The 13,681-nt window shown below is 63.8% G+C and carries 21 protein-coding genes; 14 read left to right on the plus strand and 7 right to left on the minus strand.

What is annotated here, in order from left to right:
- Positions 1-113 precede the first annotated feature (113 nt).
- From G5V57_RS24315 to G5V57_RS24340, 6 genes are all read right to left on the minus strand, one after another.
- Positions 114-305 (minus strand): hypothetical protein, encoded by a 192-nt coding sequence (locus tag G5V57_RS24315; protein WP_165170217.1) that lies wholly within the window; start codon positions 303-305, stop codon positions 114-116.
- Positions 306-309: 4 nt separating this feature from the next.
- Complete coding sequence (locus tag G5V57_RS35365) at positions 310-825, minus strand: S1C family serine protease (RefSeq protein ID WP_371744610.1); 516 nt, start codon at positions 823-825, stop codon at positions 310-312.
- Entirely contained in the window at positions 752-1,300 is a 549-nt protein-coding gene (locus G5V57_RS24325) for a tetratricopeptide repeat protein (protein ID WP_165170221.1), read from the minus strand. Before G5V57_RS24325 ends, G5V57_RS35365 begins: the two co-directional genes overlap by 74 nt.
- A gap of 55 nt (positions 1,301-1,355) precedes the next feature.
- Positions 1,356-1,787, minus strand: a complete 432-nt coding sequence (locus G5V57_RS24330; RefSeq protein WP_165170223.1) for a hypothetical protein — start codon at positions 1,785-1,787, stop codon at positions 1,356-1,358.
- A gap of 269 nt (positions 1,788-2,056) precedes the next feature.
- Positions 2,057-2,212, minus strand: coding sequence for a hypothetical protein (locus G5V57_RS24335; RefSeq protein ID WP_165170225.1), 156 nt, complete (start codon positions 2,210-2,212; stop codon positions 2,057-2,059).
- 21 nt (positions 2,213-2,233) lie between these two features.
- Positions 2,234-2,626 (minus strand): hypothetical protein, encoded by a 393-nt coding sequence (locus G5V57_RS24340; RefSeq protein WP_165170227.1) that lies wholly within the window; start codon positions 2,624-2,626, stop codon positions 2,234-2,236.
- A gap of 772 nt (positions 2,627-3,398) precedes the next feature.
- Between G5V57_RS24340 and G5V57_RS24345 the strand changes: the two genes are divergently transcribed.
- The 13 genes from G5V57_RS24345 to G5V57_RS24405 all read left to right on the plus strand — a co-directional run bounded on the left by G5V57_RS24345 (position 3,399) and on the right by G5V57_RS24405 (position 12,453).
- Positions 3,399-3,554 (plus strand): helix-turn-helix domain-containing protein, encoded by a 156-nt coding sequence (locus tag G5V57_RS24345; RefSeq protein WP_165170228.1) that lies wholly within the window; start codon positions 3,399-3,401, stop codon positions 3,552-3,554.
- A gap of 76 nt (positions 3,555-3,630) precedes the next feature.
- The gene (locus G5V57_RS24350) at positions 3,631-4,356 is read left to right on the plus strand and encodes an MT-A70 family methyltransferase (RefSeq protein ID WP_165170230.1); all 726 of its coding nucleotides are present in this window, start codon (positions 3,631-3,633) and stop codon (positions 4,354-4,356) included.
- Positions 4,346-4,855, plus strand: a complete 510-nt coding sequence (locus G5V57_RS24355; protein WP_165170232.1) for a hypothetical protein — start codon at positions 4,346-4,348, stop codon at positions 4,853-4,855. Before G5V57_RS24350 ends, G5V57_RS24355 begins: the two co-directional genes overlap by 11 nt.
- Complete coding sequence (locus tag G5V57_RS24360) at positions 4,852-5,640, plus strand: hypothetical protein (protein ID WP_165170234.1); 789 nt, start codon at positions 4,852-4,854, stop codon at positions 5,638-5,640. Before G5V57_RS24355 ends, G5V57_RS24360 begins: the two co-directional genes overlap by 4 nt.
- An 87-nt stretch (positions 5,641-5,727) precedes the next feature.
- Positions 5,728-6,000, plus strand: coding sequence for a hypothetical protein (locus G5V57_RS24365; protein WP_165170236.1), 273 nt, complete (start codon positions 5,728-5,730; stop codon positions 5,998-6,000).
- 135 nt (positions 6,001-6,135) lie between these two features.
- Positions 6,136-7,089, plus strand: coding sequence for a hypothetical protein (locus G5V57_RS24370; RefSeq protein WP_165170238.1), 954 nt, complete (start codon positions 6,136-6,138; stop codon positions 7,087-7,089).
- Entirely contained in the window at positions 7,086-7,361 is a 276-nt protein-coding gene (locus tag G5V57_RS24375) for a hypothetical protein (protein ID WP_165170240.1), read from the plus strand. The genes G5V57_RS24370 and G5V57_RS24375 overlap by 4 nt, the downstream gene beginning before the upstream one ends.
- Before the next feature lie 18 nt (positions 7,362-7,379).
- Positions 7,380-7,847, plus strand: a complete 468-nt coding sequence (locus G5V57_RS24380) for a hypothetical protein (protein ID WP_165170242.1) — start codon at positions 7,380-7,382, stop codon at positions 7,845-7,847.
- A 12-nt stretch (positions 7,848-7,859) separates the two neighbouring features.
- Entirely contained in the window at positions 7,860-8,081 is a 222-nt protein-coding gene (locus G5V57_RS24385) for a hypothetical protein (RefSeq protein ID WP_165170244.1), read from the plus strand.
- Positions 8,078-9,076, plus strand: a complete 999-nt coding sequence (locus G5V57_RS24390; RefSeq protein WP_165170246.1) for a hypothetical protein — start codon at positions 8,078-8,080, stop codon at positions 9,074-9,076. The genes G5V57_RS24385 and G5V57_RS24390 overlap by 4 nt, the downstream gene beginning before the upstream one ends.
- Positions 9,069-10,253: a hypothetical protein gene (locus tag G5V57_RS24395; protein WP_165170248.1), complete on the plus strand. Its 1,185-nt coding sequence runs from the start codon at positions 9,069-9,071 to the stop codon at positions 10,251-10,253. Before G5V57_RS24390 ends, G5V57_RS24395 begins: the two co-directional genes overlap by 8 nt.
- Entirely contained in the window at positions 10,208-11,590 is a 1,383-nt protein-coding gene (locus tag G5V57_RS24400; RefSeq protein WP_165170250.1) for an AAA family ATPase, read from the plus strand. Before G5V57_RS24395 ends, G5V57_RS24400 begins: the two co-directional genes overlap by 46 nt.
- Positions 11,591-11,973: 383 nt before the next feature.
- Positions 11,974-12,453: a hypothetical protein gene (locus G5V57_RS24405; protein WP_165170252.1), complete on the plus strand. Its 480-nt coding sequence runs from the start codon at positions 11,974-11,976 to the stop codon at positions 12,451-12,453.
- A 211-nt stretch (positions 12,454-12,664) separates the two neighbouring features.
- Here the strand turns inward: G5V57_RS24405 and G5V57_RS24410 are convergent, their stop codons facing one another.
- Positions 12,665-13,117, minus strand: coding sequence for a helix-turn-helix transcriptional regulator (locus G5V57_RS24410; protein ID WP_165170254.1), 453 nt, complete (start codon positions 13,115-13,117; stop codon positions 12,665-12,667).
- A gap of 60 nt (positions 13,118-13,177) precedes the next feature.
- Between G5V57_RS24410 and G5V57_RS24415 the strand changes: the two genes are divergently transcribed.
- Complete coding sequence (locus G5V57_RS24415) at positions 13,178-13,678, plus strand: DUF2938 domain-containing protein (RefSeq protein WP_165170256.1); 501 nt, start codon at positions 13,178-13,180, stop codon at positions 13,676-13,678.
- The last annotated feature ends 3 nt before the right edge of the window (positions 13,679-13,681 follow it).

Genomic DNA, 13,681 nt, shown 5'->3' on the forward strand with positions numbered 1-13,681 from the left:
CTCAATTTCCGAAATTTATCTATCCAGTCAGTGATTTGGAAATAGTTCATTGGCGACTGCTTCATGGACGAGTTCGAAGCCTGTATCGCCGTTGAGGCGAAATCAGCGCCCCGCTATTTTTCGCATCTGATAAGAACCGAGATCGATTTCGCACGTTCAGCCAAATCTGAAGGCGAAAGCGGCTGTCCGAGAGCTGCGGTCGCGTAACTGACATTGTTTGCCTCAAGGAAATTCGTCAACAGCGCAGTCTTGATTGCGAAATTGACGTTTTGGGCGACGTCATTGGTTGCGGCCGCGATCTTCATTGTATCAAGTTTTCCGGCCAATGACGTTACCGCTCTGATCGAGCACGGGTCCACCGCTGTTGCCTGGCTGAACCGGGGCTGAAAATTGAAGATATCGCGTATTGTCGCCCACACCAGTCATGGCCGACACATTGCCAACCGTATAATTTCCGCTTGTCGAAAGGAGCCCCACCAATGGATAGCCGAAAGCGCCAACTGTCTCGCCGATCTTGGCGCCTATTCGCAATGTTGCCAGACGAGGAGGTTTCAAGTCGCCCTTAAGTATGGCGAGATCGTTGGACTGGTCGCGCGCCAGGACTCGCGCTGAGCTGGGCGGATGCTGTCCGAAAACTATTACCGGCCTTGAGCATTCGCTGACAACATGGGCGTTCGTGACGATGTCCCCCTCAGCAGATATCAAGAAGCCAGTTCCCGATGACCCACCCTGGCTTTCGGGCGGACTTGCATCAGGCAATCGTTCCACAGGCGAACGCCCTACGCCATTCGAGGCAAACGATGCGGCCTTTATATCCTTCCGCATCTCTGTGTTCGAACTTCGCGCACCATGCGAGGTCAGCAAGAGCAGCTTCGAGGTCGCCAAGCTGCTTGAAAGCAAGACCACGCTCGCGATACGCGGCGAGCATTTTGTCATCTATGTCGAGAGCGTGGGAGAAGTCGGCGATGGCCTCCCGGTAAGTGCCCACTTTCGCGTAAATTTTGCCCCGATCTAGGAAAAGCCCTCCGGCGCGTGGAGCGATCGAAATCGCCTTGCTGAAATCTGCGATGGCGGAATCGTAACGGCCGGCAGCAGCATAAACGACTCCGCGACTGCGATAGGCGAATGAATGGTTCGGAGCCAGCCGGACAGTCATGTCCGCGTCTTGCAAAGCCTCGTTCATGTACCCCAGCGATTTTAGCGCACTCTGCCGATTATCGTAATAGCCCGCCACGGTGGGATTGATTTGAATGAGTGCGGTAAAATCATGAACGGCTTCTTCGAAGCGCATGAGCTCCATGTATAAGCCTCGAGCAGTCTGCACAGATCGAGGATCACCATGCGCTCTTCGTGGGTCATTGCGTTTTCTGCTGCCTCATGAACTGAATTATCGACTCCTGGTATTCGAGGTATGGGCGGCAGTCGGCGTCGAACTGCTTGACCGCTAGATCACCCCACTTATCGCCCTCCAATTGCACTTGGCCTTTCAGCCGCGCGAGCATGGCATCTTGGATACTTGCGGTCACCTTCCTCGTCCGCGTCGGGTCTTCGAGACCGTCGGCGAGCACGAACATACCGGCCAGCTCCCATCCGTTCTTGAGATTTTCCAGCGCGGTGGCAGTGTCTTGCTGGCCAACGGCCAATGCGGCTTCCGAAGTCAAGCGGAAATAGGCGCTGCACTCGATCATGCGAGCGCCGATCTTGTAGTGCTTGTTCTGCTCGGCGGTTAGCGCATGCGCGCTCGACACGCTGAGAATGAGGGCCATCACGGCCAGTACACGTTTCATGTCAATCCATCCTTTTGAAATTTCAAACAGCCCATCCGACACTCACAATTAAATAGGCGCGAAGCATCAGAGCCTCATACGGCGATCCGCCAATCTCTTGCGATTTGACGCCAAATGAAGTTCTGCCCATCCCGTACAGGAGCAGCTCGAGCTTGGCGCGCCTGTGCGTCACTGAGAACGGGGCCGAATTGCTGGCCGCGGTCTCCCGTAGGAACGTCTCGGTGAGCGAGCTTATCTAGTTTGTATGCGATTGTAGGCCCCAACGTGGCTCACGGCCGCACGGCGTCCTCGAGTTGCCACTGCAAAGCCCGCGAAGCCTCGATCAGCGGCAGCAGATCCGATTTCCACAAGCCGACCACATCGACTTTTGACCAGCCGGTCGTCGGAAGATCATCCGGTTTGAGTTTCATGACGGTCTTGCGCATGCCTGACGATAGCAAACCCCTTCAGGCTTTCGCCTTCGCTTTGGCGCGTGTCGCGGCATCCTTGGCGTCAATACGCGCCTGTCTGACCTCGTTACGAATGCTATCGGCGAGATCGATCGCCCGGTCCTGGTTCTCGGCGATATACAGCAAGGCGATCTGGAGAACCGGGCGCTGGCGGAATGCCGCCCGCAGCTGGACATCGGTGGCGCCGACCGGCTCGGCGGCATCGTTCTGTCCAGCGAGCAGCTTCTCGACGCCGTCGCCGACATGGCAGGCGCCGAGCCGCTTGGCTTCTGCCTCCGCCTGGCGCGCCTTCAAGACACGCTCGACGGCATCCCTGGCCGCCTTCGGGGTGGCGAGTGCCGCATGCTTAGCCGGGATAAGGCCGGCGCGGTACTCGGACAAAATTATCATCCGTTCGGCTTCCTCGCCAAGCCAGAGCAAAGCCGTGGCCTCAGCGCGCAACTTGTTCTTGGTGGTGTCGTCCTTGAGTTTCGCTCTGACGAGGGCGCGTCAATGGCAGTACCGACTGCCGCCGCACCTCTCGCCGAGAATGGGGCCGAAGCAGAGATGCCGCCCGGGGCCGACTGCCCGCGACCTGTTGGAAGGCCCGGATTTCGGCGCTGACGCTATGCGCGGCAGGTGGAACCCCACGCAGGCGGAGACGAAGACGACGCGCAAATCTGCAACAAGGCCGCGCCGGCCGCCGGCAGGCTTGACCGACAGCACCGGCCTGGACGACTTGCCAAAATGTGTTCAGGCTGCCACAAAAATTTTTCGCCGATAAAGTTGTGTACATAGGTACACGCATTTCTCGGATTGTCGGGATTGTCGGCAGCAACGTCTGCGCCCAACAATACCTCTTGACCCACCGCCAGCCCGCGCGCCAGTATGGCCTGACCAGACAGGACACAGCGAACCGGAAATCGAAGCAGGCACCAGGACACAGCAAAAGGTCCGTGCATTCATCTGTTCCTCGATTTCAGGAGTTTTGCTGTCAATGTCTTCCCGTCAGATCGTTACCTCAGGCGACATGCCCAAACGTCGCAAGCCCCGGCCAACCGCGGCGCCGCGAGGCGCGCCCAAAAAGAACAATCCCCAACCAGCTGCCGCAGCTCACGGCGAAGCGCAACGCCGCGATCCACGTCTGGACTTCGATAAACTCAGTGATTCCGTAGGCCTGACCATGCGCGAAGCCGCCGACATTCTAGGGCTTTCGGCCGAGACGCTGAAAAGCTGGCGACACGCCGGCGTCGGACCTGAGGTCGTCAAATATGGCCGCGCCGTCAGGATCACGGTCGGCGCGCTCAGGAAACTGATCGCCGGCCACAAGGCTTCGTGAAGGGTGCGATGGAATGTCGAAACCCTTCGCGGCGACGGCTGCGCCAGTCGCGCCACTCGAACGCAATGCCATCAGGTTGGCCATCGACGATCCGGCCTTCCGCGCCGAAATTGAATCCGGCAGCTTCCTCGCCGAGCTTGACGCGCTGATTTCCGTCGGAGCGGTTTTCGACATCATGCTCTTCGATCCGGCCTGGCGGTTCAAAACCTATTCGAAGCAGGGCTTGGGCCGCAGCGCCGACCGCCATTATCCGACGATGAACCTCGCCGAGATCATGGCGCTCGGCCCGCGTATCAGGAAGCTTGCCGCGAAGGATTGCACGGGCTGCCTATGGACGACCTGGCCGCAGGAGGCGTGCGGTAACGTGCAGCGCGTTTTCGATGCCTGGGGATTTAAGGGCAAGACCTGCCTCTTCGACTGGATCAAGATAACCAAGAAGGGCCTGCCGGCGCTGGGGACCGGTTTCTACACCCGCGCCAACTCCGAGCCTTGCCTCCTCGCAACCCGCGGCAAGCCGCTGAAGCGGTTCGATCGCGGCATATCCCAGATCATCATGGCGCCGCGGCGACGACATTCGCAAAAGCCCGACGAGGCCTACGATCGCATCGAGCGGTTGTTCGGACCGCACGTGCGCCGGCTCGAGCTGTTTGCGCGGGCCGAACGACCCGGCTGGACGACGGTCGGCACGACCAGCGACCGATTGCCGGCACCCGGCCTGTCTGACAAGCGGCTCGACCAGGTGCTCGGGTCTCGTGGTGCTGGCCCAGCAAACCCCGGTTGGAGACGGCAAGATGAGCGTTAGCCCCGAGTCCGTGCATGAGTTCATCGCCATCGACGGCACGGTCACGCCCGCCGGTTTCGCCGCCCTGCAGCTGCTGGAGGAGCTGCACCGGGCGCGCGAGCGCGAAGCGCAGGCGAATTCCTATGCCGCCCGCGAAGCCGCCCAGGCGGCTGCCCGGAAGGCGACGAGCGCCATCGCGGCGCTGACCGGCATCAGAGCGCTCAGGCGGCGGCGCGCCCTGGCGGCACTCGTCAACCTGGCCGCCGACAGCAAACATGCGCAACATGTGGAGGAGATCACAATGAACAGCAGCGACGATTACCCACAGGTGAAGGCCTGGCTGCAGACCCCGGCCGGGCGCGTGTGTCTCACCGCCTTGGCGCGCTATCAGGCGGCACTCGAGCGCGAGACGCGGGCAACCAGTACCGCGGAGACCATCGCCGCCCAGGACGACGCGCTGGCTGCCTACGAATTGATGGTCGCCGCATGCGAGTTCACCGGCGAGGAAGCCAAGACATGAAGCGCACCCACTGGGATAGCCTGCGCCAGCTGATCGACCGCCTCGCGCAGCAGGAGGAGGCGGTCGCCAGCATCAATGACCCGGAGCATTTCGCCGCCGCCTACGACGATATCTGGAAGCTCAAGATGACGCTCCTCAGCGAGCTGATCGGGCCGCAGCTCGCCGAACGCCTCGGCGTCGCCCGCATCGCGAGATCGAGCCTTGCGCTGACGCCGAGCTGGCTGCCCGAAGCCGCGCAGGCCGGCGGCATACCGGTGGCTCCCCTGCAGGCGATGGATCAGGACGAGGCGGCAACGCAGCGGCGGATGATCATACAGTTCCTCCTCGACTTCTCCGATGCCCTACCGCCGGGGCTGGCCGTCAATATGGCGGCGGCGCTCAACCTGCTCAATCTGAACGCGGTGACGCCGCTGGTCGCGCCGGCGACCGTGCAGGGGCTGCGCGGCGGCAGTGGGCGCTACGCGGTGGCGTTCTTCTACTTCAGCATGGGCGTCTACTACCGCGTCGGCTTCACCGGAAGGACGGTCGAGGCGGTGCTCCTCGAGAACGCCGCCATCATCGACATTTCGCGCAACGCCTTCGACAAGACCGTCCGCAAGCTCAACATCCGGCCGAGTGTCGAGGCGGCGCGCCTGGAAGGCCAGGCGGACGCCAGGGCCGGTAAAGCGATGCGACCGCAATGGGGCGGCGACTACGACCTGCAGCAGCTCGAAAAACTCATGCGCAAGGAGGTGGGAAAGGAAAATGGTGCCAACATCATTCCGTTCGGCGGCAAGAAGCGATGAGACGGCCTATGTGCCAAAAATCGACTTTCCCGGCACAGACAGCCGGCAAAATGTGCGCATAATGGGAAGCCTCCCATGGAGGCGCCGATGACCAAACCCCCCAGATTTCACCCCAGGAAGACCGAACCGGAGCCAGAGCCGCTCTGGGCGCCGGTCGAGGCTTTCATGCTGCTCGAGAGGATCAGCCCGTCGGATCTGATCCGGCTCGCCCGCCAGGGCCTGTTGCCGCGCATCGAATATGCTGGCGATCGGCCGTTCGTGCACATGCCATCGCTGCCCGATTGGCGCACGTTGGCCTTCACGCTGAACGACTTCCGGCGCCTGGCCGATGTCGAATTGCAGGAGGAGCCGGCAGCATGAAATCGGGCGGGCTCTACGGAGAGCACCGCCCGGCTTTTTCTAAGTTGGTCGACGCCAGCCGACCGTGAAGAAATAGCCGAAAGCGAGCGCTTCCGCAAACCCCGCCCTCTTTGAACCAGCAAGGAGGGCCGTCGGATGACGATCCACGACAGAAACGAAACCACTTCACTGCTGCCGCTTCGGCAGCTGCCGGCCGGCACTTATCCAGTGGCCAGCGCGATTTTCGACCCCGCCTTTCCGCCGGTGCCCAACGGCCGCAATGCCGACCTTCGGCAGCTGCTCACTAACTCCCCGCTGACGCAGGCGACAATGGTGGGCACCGGCAGCATGGACGATCCCGCCACCCGGCGCGCCTCGACCGATCTCCACGCCGCGACGGAAGCCCACGCGGCCGGGCACACCTTCAGCATCGACGGCAACCTGTCTCTCAGGGAACTGATGCTGCAGACACCGCCGGCGGAGGTCATGGAAGGGCTCGGCGTTCCCTTCACGGCGACGCCGATCATCATTACGATCGACCAGTCGCCGACGCTTTTCGTGTTGCGCGGCGACGAGCGCGGCCGGCTTCAACAGGTCACGGTCGCTCTACTCTGCGAAGATCCTGATAACGGCGCCCATGGGCTCGCCTTGCGCGCCTGGATTCAACCGGACCCCAGGGGGCTGCCGGTCGTCGACGACACCACCACCGAGCTGCAGATGCTGATCCTTACCGGGCTGGCGGTCGCGACGCGCACGCTGCTGCTATTGGTCAATGACTCACGCCTGCCCCTGAAGCGCGAGGTCCCGGACGAGAAGCTCAACAAGCGCCGCCGCGAGAAAGGCAAGCCGGCATTGCCGCCGATCTGGCATCTCGATGCCAGCCGTATCGGCGAACTCTACACCACGAAGCTCGACACCCGGCGCAAGGCCAGCCCCGGCAGCAGCCGTTCCGGCACCCACCGCTCGCCGATTCCGCATGATCGCCGCGGCCATCGCCGGCGCTTGCGCTCCGGCGCGATCTGCTGGGTCAAGCCGAGCCGAGTCGGACTCCTTATCCGGCATCTCCGCCGCCGCGATTTTTACCGGCTCGAAGTTGGAGGCGGCCAATGACTGACAACCGCAAAGCTCGCTTCTCGGCCGCCGACCTTCTGAAAGATCTCGCGGAAGGACTCCGCCAGGCGCGCGAGACGGCCGCGCCGCGCACCTATGAGGGCGAGCCCCCCGCACTCATCGGCGACGATAATGCCGCGACTCTCATACGTGTCGTGGAAGCGCTCGAGATCGTGAGCGGCTTCGAGAGCGAGGAGACCAAGTCCTACTTCACGACCGAACCCGTCGAGATAGGGCGGCCGCGCGCCGCACTTCGCCGCACGTACCATTAGCAAACAGCAGAGGAACCCATGAAAAGCATCACTAAAGCCCGCCACGCGGCAAAGGCATTCAATGCCCTCCAGCCGGACATCTGGGAAACATATCTGCGAGAGCGCAGCGGGGCTGCCGCCAGGATGAGCGACGACATGGCGCGCAAGCTGACCGACCGCGATCTCACGGTCGAGAACAGCTACATGGCTGAACACCATGAGATAGACATGCCAGAAAGCATCGTCATGGGCTTAAGCACAACGACGCTTGACTGCCATGAGTCCAGTGTCGTCGCGGAGCTTCACATCGATATAAAGGGCGCGAAGAACGCCCTGTGCGTCACCAACGCTGACGGCGCGACCAAGATCAATATCGGCCCGCACGCGACCATTACACTGCAGGTCAGGGGCGCCACGCAGAATCAGGATTTGATTATAGGCCTGGTCGATCTGGGCCGGCGTCTCGAGCCCCTGCTCGACGCCCGCCGCCGTCGTTTTCGCTGGTGAGAGGTGAAATCCATGCGCGACGACAATCTCATCGCGCAGGCACCGATCGCCGCACGGAAAGAAATGGACGGGCTGCTGGCCGAGATCCCCGCCGGCCGCCGTGCCGAAAGAGAGCGTCGAAGTGGCCGAGGGACGCCTGATCCACGTCAGCGGGCTGAAATTTCCCGAACCTATCAGCACGACGCCCCGCACCACTACCAACGCCAGGGATTCAAAGGAGGAGGTTCAAGATGAAACCCATAAGCACCAGACACCCGCCGCAAAGCGGCACCAGCAGCCTGGCCGCCGATCTCGCGGCCTCGGTCATGAAGATGGACGCGGCCGACGACGACACGACGGAGAAGGGGGCGACTAAGGGGGCGAAGCCGGCGGCGCCGGGCCCCCGCCGCAACAAGCCGCCGCTGCCACCGCGCTCGCCTTACGAGCCGCGGACGGAAACGAAAAAGCCGCTGTTCAGCTTCACGAAGCCGGCGGCGCCAAACACCGCGTTCGACAACCCTGCCGAACCGGCGCCGCCCCCGCCGGCGAGAGCGCCGAGAGTGGCGAGACCGGCGAGACCGGCGCGACCGGCGCGCCCGGCGACCCCCGACAACCCGACGGACCCGGAAATTTCGAAACTCGCGGAGACCCCCGACACCCGGGAGGACCCGGAAATTCCGGGGGCTGCGGAGATCGCGAGTGCGACGGAAACCCCGCGCGCGATCCGCGAGGGCGCGCCGGCGCCGAAGACAAGCGCCGAGGAAGCCGCCACGCCGGCGCCAGCGGCTTCTCCTCCACCGCTGTTTCGGCCGCGATTGGAATCTCCCGCCGTCGGCAATTTCGCCGCGCTGCTGTCGAAACGCTACTCGCATATTCCAGATGGGCGCTACCTGGTCCAACTGCTGCCGCACGACATCGCGCCGTTCAGCTCGCAATGGAAGTCCGGCATCGGCTTCGTCGTCGGCATCATCGAGGGCGACTTCGCCGGCAAGGAAATCCCGCTTTCCCTGGTTACCGAAACCGACGGAACGGCGCAGGCACGCCTCTGCCACGACATGCAGATGCTCCTGCAGTGGATGAACGGCCTCGGCGTCACCGCGGGCGACGACGCCGAGCAACTGGTGAGGGAAATCGGTAAGGCCGCGCGCGGCGCCAGCTGGAAAGTGTGGATGACGATCACCTTCGAGAGCCGCGGCGGCAGTCGCGAGGCGAGGATCATGCAGGTCGATGTCGAGCACCCCGATGACTGAGCGGCCCAACCTGCCCGGCTTCGAGTTCACCCTGTGCGCCGTCGCCCAGGCCGGCTGCACGGCGGCCAAGCGGATCCGGCGGCGCCGAGACGGCACGTTGCGCAAGCACGACTACGACAACACCAAGTTGTGGAGCCTGATCAAGCTGGCGCCGGACAGCCCGAACGCCGGCCTGGCCGAGATGGCGCGGGCGCTGGCCGGTCCGCAGGCAACGGTGACGATGGCGCAGACCTTGCGCTGGCTGGCGGACATGCGCGACTTGATGATCGTGATGGGCGTGACCGCCGCGGGGCACGATCCGAAGCGGCGGAGCCGGCGGCTGTGGGCGTCGCCATTGCTCAGCGAGCCGAACACGCTGTTCGCCACCCCGCGCGCCTGGCTGGCGATCGACGTCGACGACGTCACGGTGCCGCAGGGATACGGCGACGGCGACCGCCTCGCCGACGCCGCGATCTGGGTGCGCGACAATCTGCTGCCGGAGGAATTCCGCGGCGTCGAGTGCGCCGTCACGGCGACGGCGAGCACCGGCCTGATCGCCCCGGACATCGCCCGGCTCAGGATGTTCTACCTGCTCGACCGGCCCTGCGACCTGTTGCGGCTGCGCCGCTGGGGGCTGGCGGCGCAGCGCGCCGGCCTGCCGATCGATCCGGCAATCCTGCAGCCTGGCCAACCGGTCTATACGAGCCGGCCGATCTTCGAGAACATGGAAGACCCGGTGCCACCGGAGCTGTGGGCGTTCGTGCTGCCCGGCACGGCTGGGCGCGTCAGCCTGGTGGCCGAGCGCTACGACAGCATTTCCCTGGCGATCGAGCGCAAGGTCGCGGCGGCGGCGGCGGCCAGCGGCGGCGACTGGCGCAAGCTTCTGGATGCGACGCTCGGCGGCCCGACCGGCTTCTTCGAGCCGCTGAGCAGGGCCCTCGGGCTCGCCGCCCACACGCAGGAGAGCGAAGCGGAGATCTGCGCCTGTGTCGCCGCGCTACTCAGCCAGCGCCCCGATCCCGGCCGGCAGAGCCGCTATGGCGAAAACTGGGTGGTCAGCACGATCCGGCGCTTCCGCGGCAAGGACGCAAAGCTGGCTGAGGAGATAGAATTTTTACAGCACAAGCTATTCGGCCGCAGGAAGGACAAGCCATGGACGAAAAAAATCAGCCGACCGGAAAAGTCTACAATTTCCTGAAGCCCTTGGTGCCGGGAGAGCCCGATCCGTTCGACAAGGTCGAGCCGAAGGTCGGCTTTGCCGTCATCACGGCGGCGGGGGAGGACGATTACACGCCGCCCCGCGACTGGCTGTACGCCCGCCACTACATCAGGGGTTATGTCAGCGCGACGGTCGGCGCCAGCGGCGCCGGCAAGACGTCGCTGGTGATCGCCGAGGCGCTGGCGATGACGACCGGCCGCAATCTCATCGGCGTGCAGCCGCGACGGCGGCTCAAGGTGTGGATGTACAATGGCGAAGATCCGCGCGAGGAACTGAAACGCCGCATCCGGGCGGCCCGCCTGCAGCACAAGGTCGCCTGGGCCGAGATCAGGGAGTGGCTGTTTTTCGACAGCGGCCGCGACCGGGAATGGGCAACAGTGACACAAGGCCGGGACGGCATGATCGTCAACGAGGCGATGCTCGAGGACCTGATCGGCCAGATCAAGGCGCAGGGGATCGACGTCATCATCGTCGACCCGTTCAATACTTCGCACGGGGTGTCGGAAAACGACAACGGCGCGATCGCCCTGGTGTTGAAAAAATGGGGCTACGTGGCCGACAAGGCGCGCTGCGCCGTCATGATCGTGCATCATCCGCGCAAGACGCTGCCGGGCGAGGCGGTGACGCTCGAGGACCTGCGCGGCGCCTCGGCACTGCTGGCCGCCGTGCGCTCGGGCCGGGCGCTGAACCGGATGCCGGACGATGTCGCCATGAAGCTCGGCATCGCCACACCGGGTTCGTATGTGCGCATCGTCGGCGCCAGCGAGAAGAACTCGATGGCGATCGCCCGCAGCAACGACGACTGGTACGAACTGGTTTCCGTCGACCTCGACAACGGTATTGCCGAGCCGGACGGCGGCGGCGGGCCGCAGCCGGCCGACGAGGTCCAGGCCCTCGCCCGATGGGAGCCGCCGGACGTGATGGACGGCGTCGACGCGGAGGTCGCCAGAAAGGCACAGACGCTGATCGGCGAGAGCCAGCTGCGGCTCGACCTGCGGGCGCGCGACTGGGTCGGGTTCCCGGTCGCCCAGGCGCTCGGCGTCGACATGGGGCTCGACGCCACCGGAGGGGTGAAAGCGGCGAAAGCTGCCAGCACTGCCCAGGTGGCGGCACGGGAGAAGGTGAAAACGGTCATCGACAGGTGGCTCGAGGCGGGCTGGCTCAAGCGGGTGATGGGAAAAGACGAGAAGCGCATGCAGCGCACATTCGTCGCCGTCGGCGCCCCCGCGACATCGCTGGCCGAGACGCTGGCGGCGGCGGTGGGGACGCCGGCCGCAGGGGGGTCAGAAGAGCCCGACGACGGCGCTGGAACGTGAGGTAACGGGTCTGCCACAGTTGCCAGCAATAACTGTGGCAATAACTGTGGCAGACCGGGGCGAAGTGTGGCGCTGCAGTCACCCCCGGTCTGCCCCAGTTGTTCTCTCCCCCGTAGGGGGAGGAACTGGGGCAGGCTGACCGGGGCAGACCTCCGCGGCGCGCCGGTGAGTGGGGCAGAAAAATAACCCTGCGACCGCCGGCGGCAGCATCCGGCGGAGCCGTTGGCCGGTACGGCGGAGATGAGCGATGTGGCCGGTCCAGATGGCTGCGGCTGTGGGGACGCACCGTAATGGTCGTTATTGAGATCCGGCACTGGTTGCGGCCAGCGGCGCGCCGGTCTAATCCTCGACGCCATGAGCGATCGAGCGTTGGAGAAGCGGTAGTGGGACATCGTCCGGCGTGGCGGGCGCCGTTCGTCAACGGCCGCGGGAGCAGGAACCCGAAGCAGTCGGCCGCCTTCCGGGCGGCACGGGCCAGGCGCGTGGTGAAGTTGTGCGAGGCCACGGCGCGGTCGACCGGCCGCAAGTGCCGGGCATTTGCCCTGCGCGGCGGCAAATTCTGTCGTTGTCACGGCGGCCTGATCTCGGCGGCGAAGGCCGAGGCCGCACGCTTCGGCAGGCCAGTTCTCATTTTGCGGAACCCGAGGAAACGGGCGCTGGCGGCGCTCGGCGCCACGGCGGCCTGGCCCAAGGGTATGCCGATGCGCAAGGATTTCCTGGAACTCGGTCCGCTGGCCTTCGGCAGGCTAGTCGAGGCGTGGCGGAACCGGCATACGGCGCCGGATATCTGGGCGCATGAGCTGCGGCCGCGGGTCCGTTACCGGGTCGGGGAAAGAGCGGTGAAGCTTAAGGTTCGGCAGTAAAATTCAGAAAATGCCCATGGCACTTGCATTTCCCGGGCCTGAGACCGCCACCTGAAACACCCATCTGCGGTGCGTCGCGCTTCTAAATCATTGATTTCACACAGTATTTTCGTTTCATGCATCCAACACGTTGTTGCGCGCCCACAACAACCGGCGCCGCCGGCGCCGTGGTTCTGCTGTTTTGTTGTAGTCTGCAAACAGTACGGCATAGTCAAGTAGATGATTTCTTTACATTTTCAGCCGTAGAGCATGGCCCGAGCAAGGTGATGCTCTCCTCGCGCATCCGGCGCAGCAACTCTTCGCGTGTGATGGCTTCGAGGGAAGCCTGCCGCGTGAGAGTGTCCATCGCGAAGGCGCTGATCCCGGCGCGACGATGTTCGGCATAGTGGCACAGGGCCGCGAGCAGGGGGAGTATCGGACCGTCGCCCAAACCGTAGAGGACGTGCTTGCCGTTTCGCCGCGCGGCTACGAAGCCGGCGCGCTTCAGTTGCTGGAGATGCTGGGAGGCATTGGCAATGGAAAGGCCTGAGAGTTCGGCGAGGCGCTCAACTGAATGCTCGCTTTCGGAGATGAGGTCGAGCAGCTGGAGGCGATGTGGATGACCGAGGCTGCGGGTCAACTCGGCCACGTCGGCGAATATCCGGTTCGGCATGCGGTCGGTCATTGACAGCAGGCTAGCCGTTCTGCTTCAATCATTCAATGAATTAATTGAATGATGGTTTTCATGCAGGAAGCTATTGAGTTTGTTATTTATTCCTCGGTCATCGGTATCGGCGCGACGGCCCTGGCTGATGTCTGGGGCATGGGCACGAAGCAGATGTTCGGCATTCCCGCCGTAAATTGGGGAATGGTGGGCCGGTGGTTCGGCCACATGCCGGCCGGACGATTTGTCCACGAGAGCATAGCCAAGGCGGCGCCCGTCCGGGGCGAGCTGGCAATCGGATGGATCGCACATTATGCGATTGGCATCGTCTTCGCCGGTGTCCTGTTGGCGATCTGGCGTCCCGGCTGGGCGTACCAGCCCACTTTGATGCCCGCGCTCATCATCGGGTGGGCGACGCTCGCCGCCCCCTTCTTCATCATGCAGCCAGGCCTGGGGCTCGGCATTGCCGCCGCGAAGACGCCGAGACCTACGGTCGCGCGGTTACGCAGCCTTCTCAACCATACGGTCTTCGGACTTGGCCTCTATCTCACAGCCCGAGCGCTCGCGGCACTGATCACGTGAGTG

Source organism: Nordella sp. HKS 07, from assembly GCF_011046735.1.
In the GTDB taxonomy this organism is placed as follows: Bacteria; Pseudomonadota; Alphaproteobacteria; order Rhizobiales; family Aestuariivirgaceae; genus Taklimakanibacter.

Excerpts from the sequence above, each read along its gene's own strand:
- G5V57_RS24315 (WP_165170217.1), bottom strand. The coding sequence starts at position 305 with ATGAAGATCGCGGCCGCAACCAATGACGTCGCCCAAAACGTCAATTTC.
- G5V57_RS35365 (WP_371744610.1), bottom strand. The coding sequence starts at position 825 with ATGCGGAAGGATATAAAGGCCGCATCGTTTGCCTCGAATGGCGTAGGG.
- G5V57_RS24325 (WP_165170221.1), bottom strand. The coding sequence starts at position 1,300 with ATGGAGCTCATGCGCTTCGAAGAAGCCGTTCATGATTTTACCGCACTC.
- G5V57_RS24330 (WP_165170223.1), bottom strand. The coding sequence starts at position 1,787 with ATGAAACGTGTACTGGCCGTGATGGCCCTCATTCTCAGCGTGTCGAGC.
- G5V57_RS24335 (WP_165170225.1), bottom strand. The coding sequence starts at position 2,212 with ATGCGCAAGACCGTCATGAAACTCAAACCGGATGATCTTCCGACGACC.
- G5V57_RS24340 (WP_165170227.1), bottom strand. The coding sequence starts at position 2,626 with ATGATAATTTTGTCCGAGTACCGCGCCGGCCTTATCCCGGCTAAGCAT.
- G5V57_RS24345 (WP_165170228.1), top strand. The coding sequence starts at position 3,399 with ATGCGCGAAGCCGCCGACATTCTAGGGCTTTCGGCCGAGACGCTGAAA.
- G5V57_RS24355 (WP_165170232.1), top strand. The coding sequence starts at position 4,346 with ATGAGCGTTAGCCCCGAGTCCGTGCATGAGTTCATCGCCATCGACGGC.
- G5V57_RS24360 (WP_165170234.1), top strand. The coding sequence starts at position 4,852 with ATGAAGCGCACCCACTGGGATAGCCTGCGCCAGCTGATCGACCGCCTC.
- G5V57_RS24365 (WP_165170236.1), top strand. The coding sequence starts at position 5,728 with ATGACCAAACCCCCCAGATTTCACCCCAGGAAGACCGAACCGGAGCCA.
- G5V57_RS24370 (WP_165170238.1), top strand. The coding sequence starts at position 6,136 with ATGACGATCCACGACAGAAACGAAACCACTTCACTGCTGCCGCTTCGG.
- G5V57_RS24375 (WP_165170240.1), top strand. The coding sequence starts at position 7,086 with ATGACTGACAACCGCAAAGCTCGCTTCTCGGCCGCCGACCTTCTGAAA.
- G5V57_RS24380 (WP_165170242.1), top strand. The coding sequence starts at position 7,380 with ATGAAAAGCATCACTAAAGCCCGCCACGCGGCAAAGGCATTCAATGCC.
- G5V57_RS24385 (WP_165170244.1), top strand. The coding sequence starts at position 7,860 with ATGCGCGACGACAATCTCATCGCGCAGGCACCGATCGCCGCACGGAAA.
- G5V57_RS24390 (WP_165170246.1), top strand. The coding sequence starts at position 8,078 with ATGAAACCCATAAGCACCAGACACCCGCCGCAAAGCGGCACCAGCAGC.
- G5V57_RS24395 (WP_165170248.1), top strand. The coding sequence starts at position 9,069 with ATGACTGAGCGGCCCAACCTGCCCGGCTTCGAGTTCACCCTGTGCGCC.
- G5V57_RS24400 (WP_165170250.1), top strand. The coding sequence starts at position 10,208 with ATGGACGAAAAAAATCAGCCGACCGGAAAAGTCTACAATTTCCTGAAG.
- G5V57_RS24410 (WP_165170254.1), bottom strand. The coding sequence starts at position 13,117 with ATGACCGACCGCATGCCGAACCGGATATTCGCCGACGTGGCCGAGTTG.
- G5V57_RS24415 (WP_165170256.1), top strand. The coding sequence starts at position 13,178 with ATGCAGGAAGCTATTGAGTTTGTTATTTATTCCTCGGTCATCGGTATC.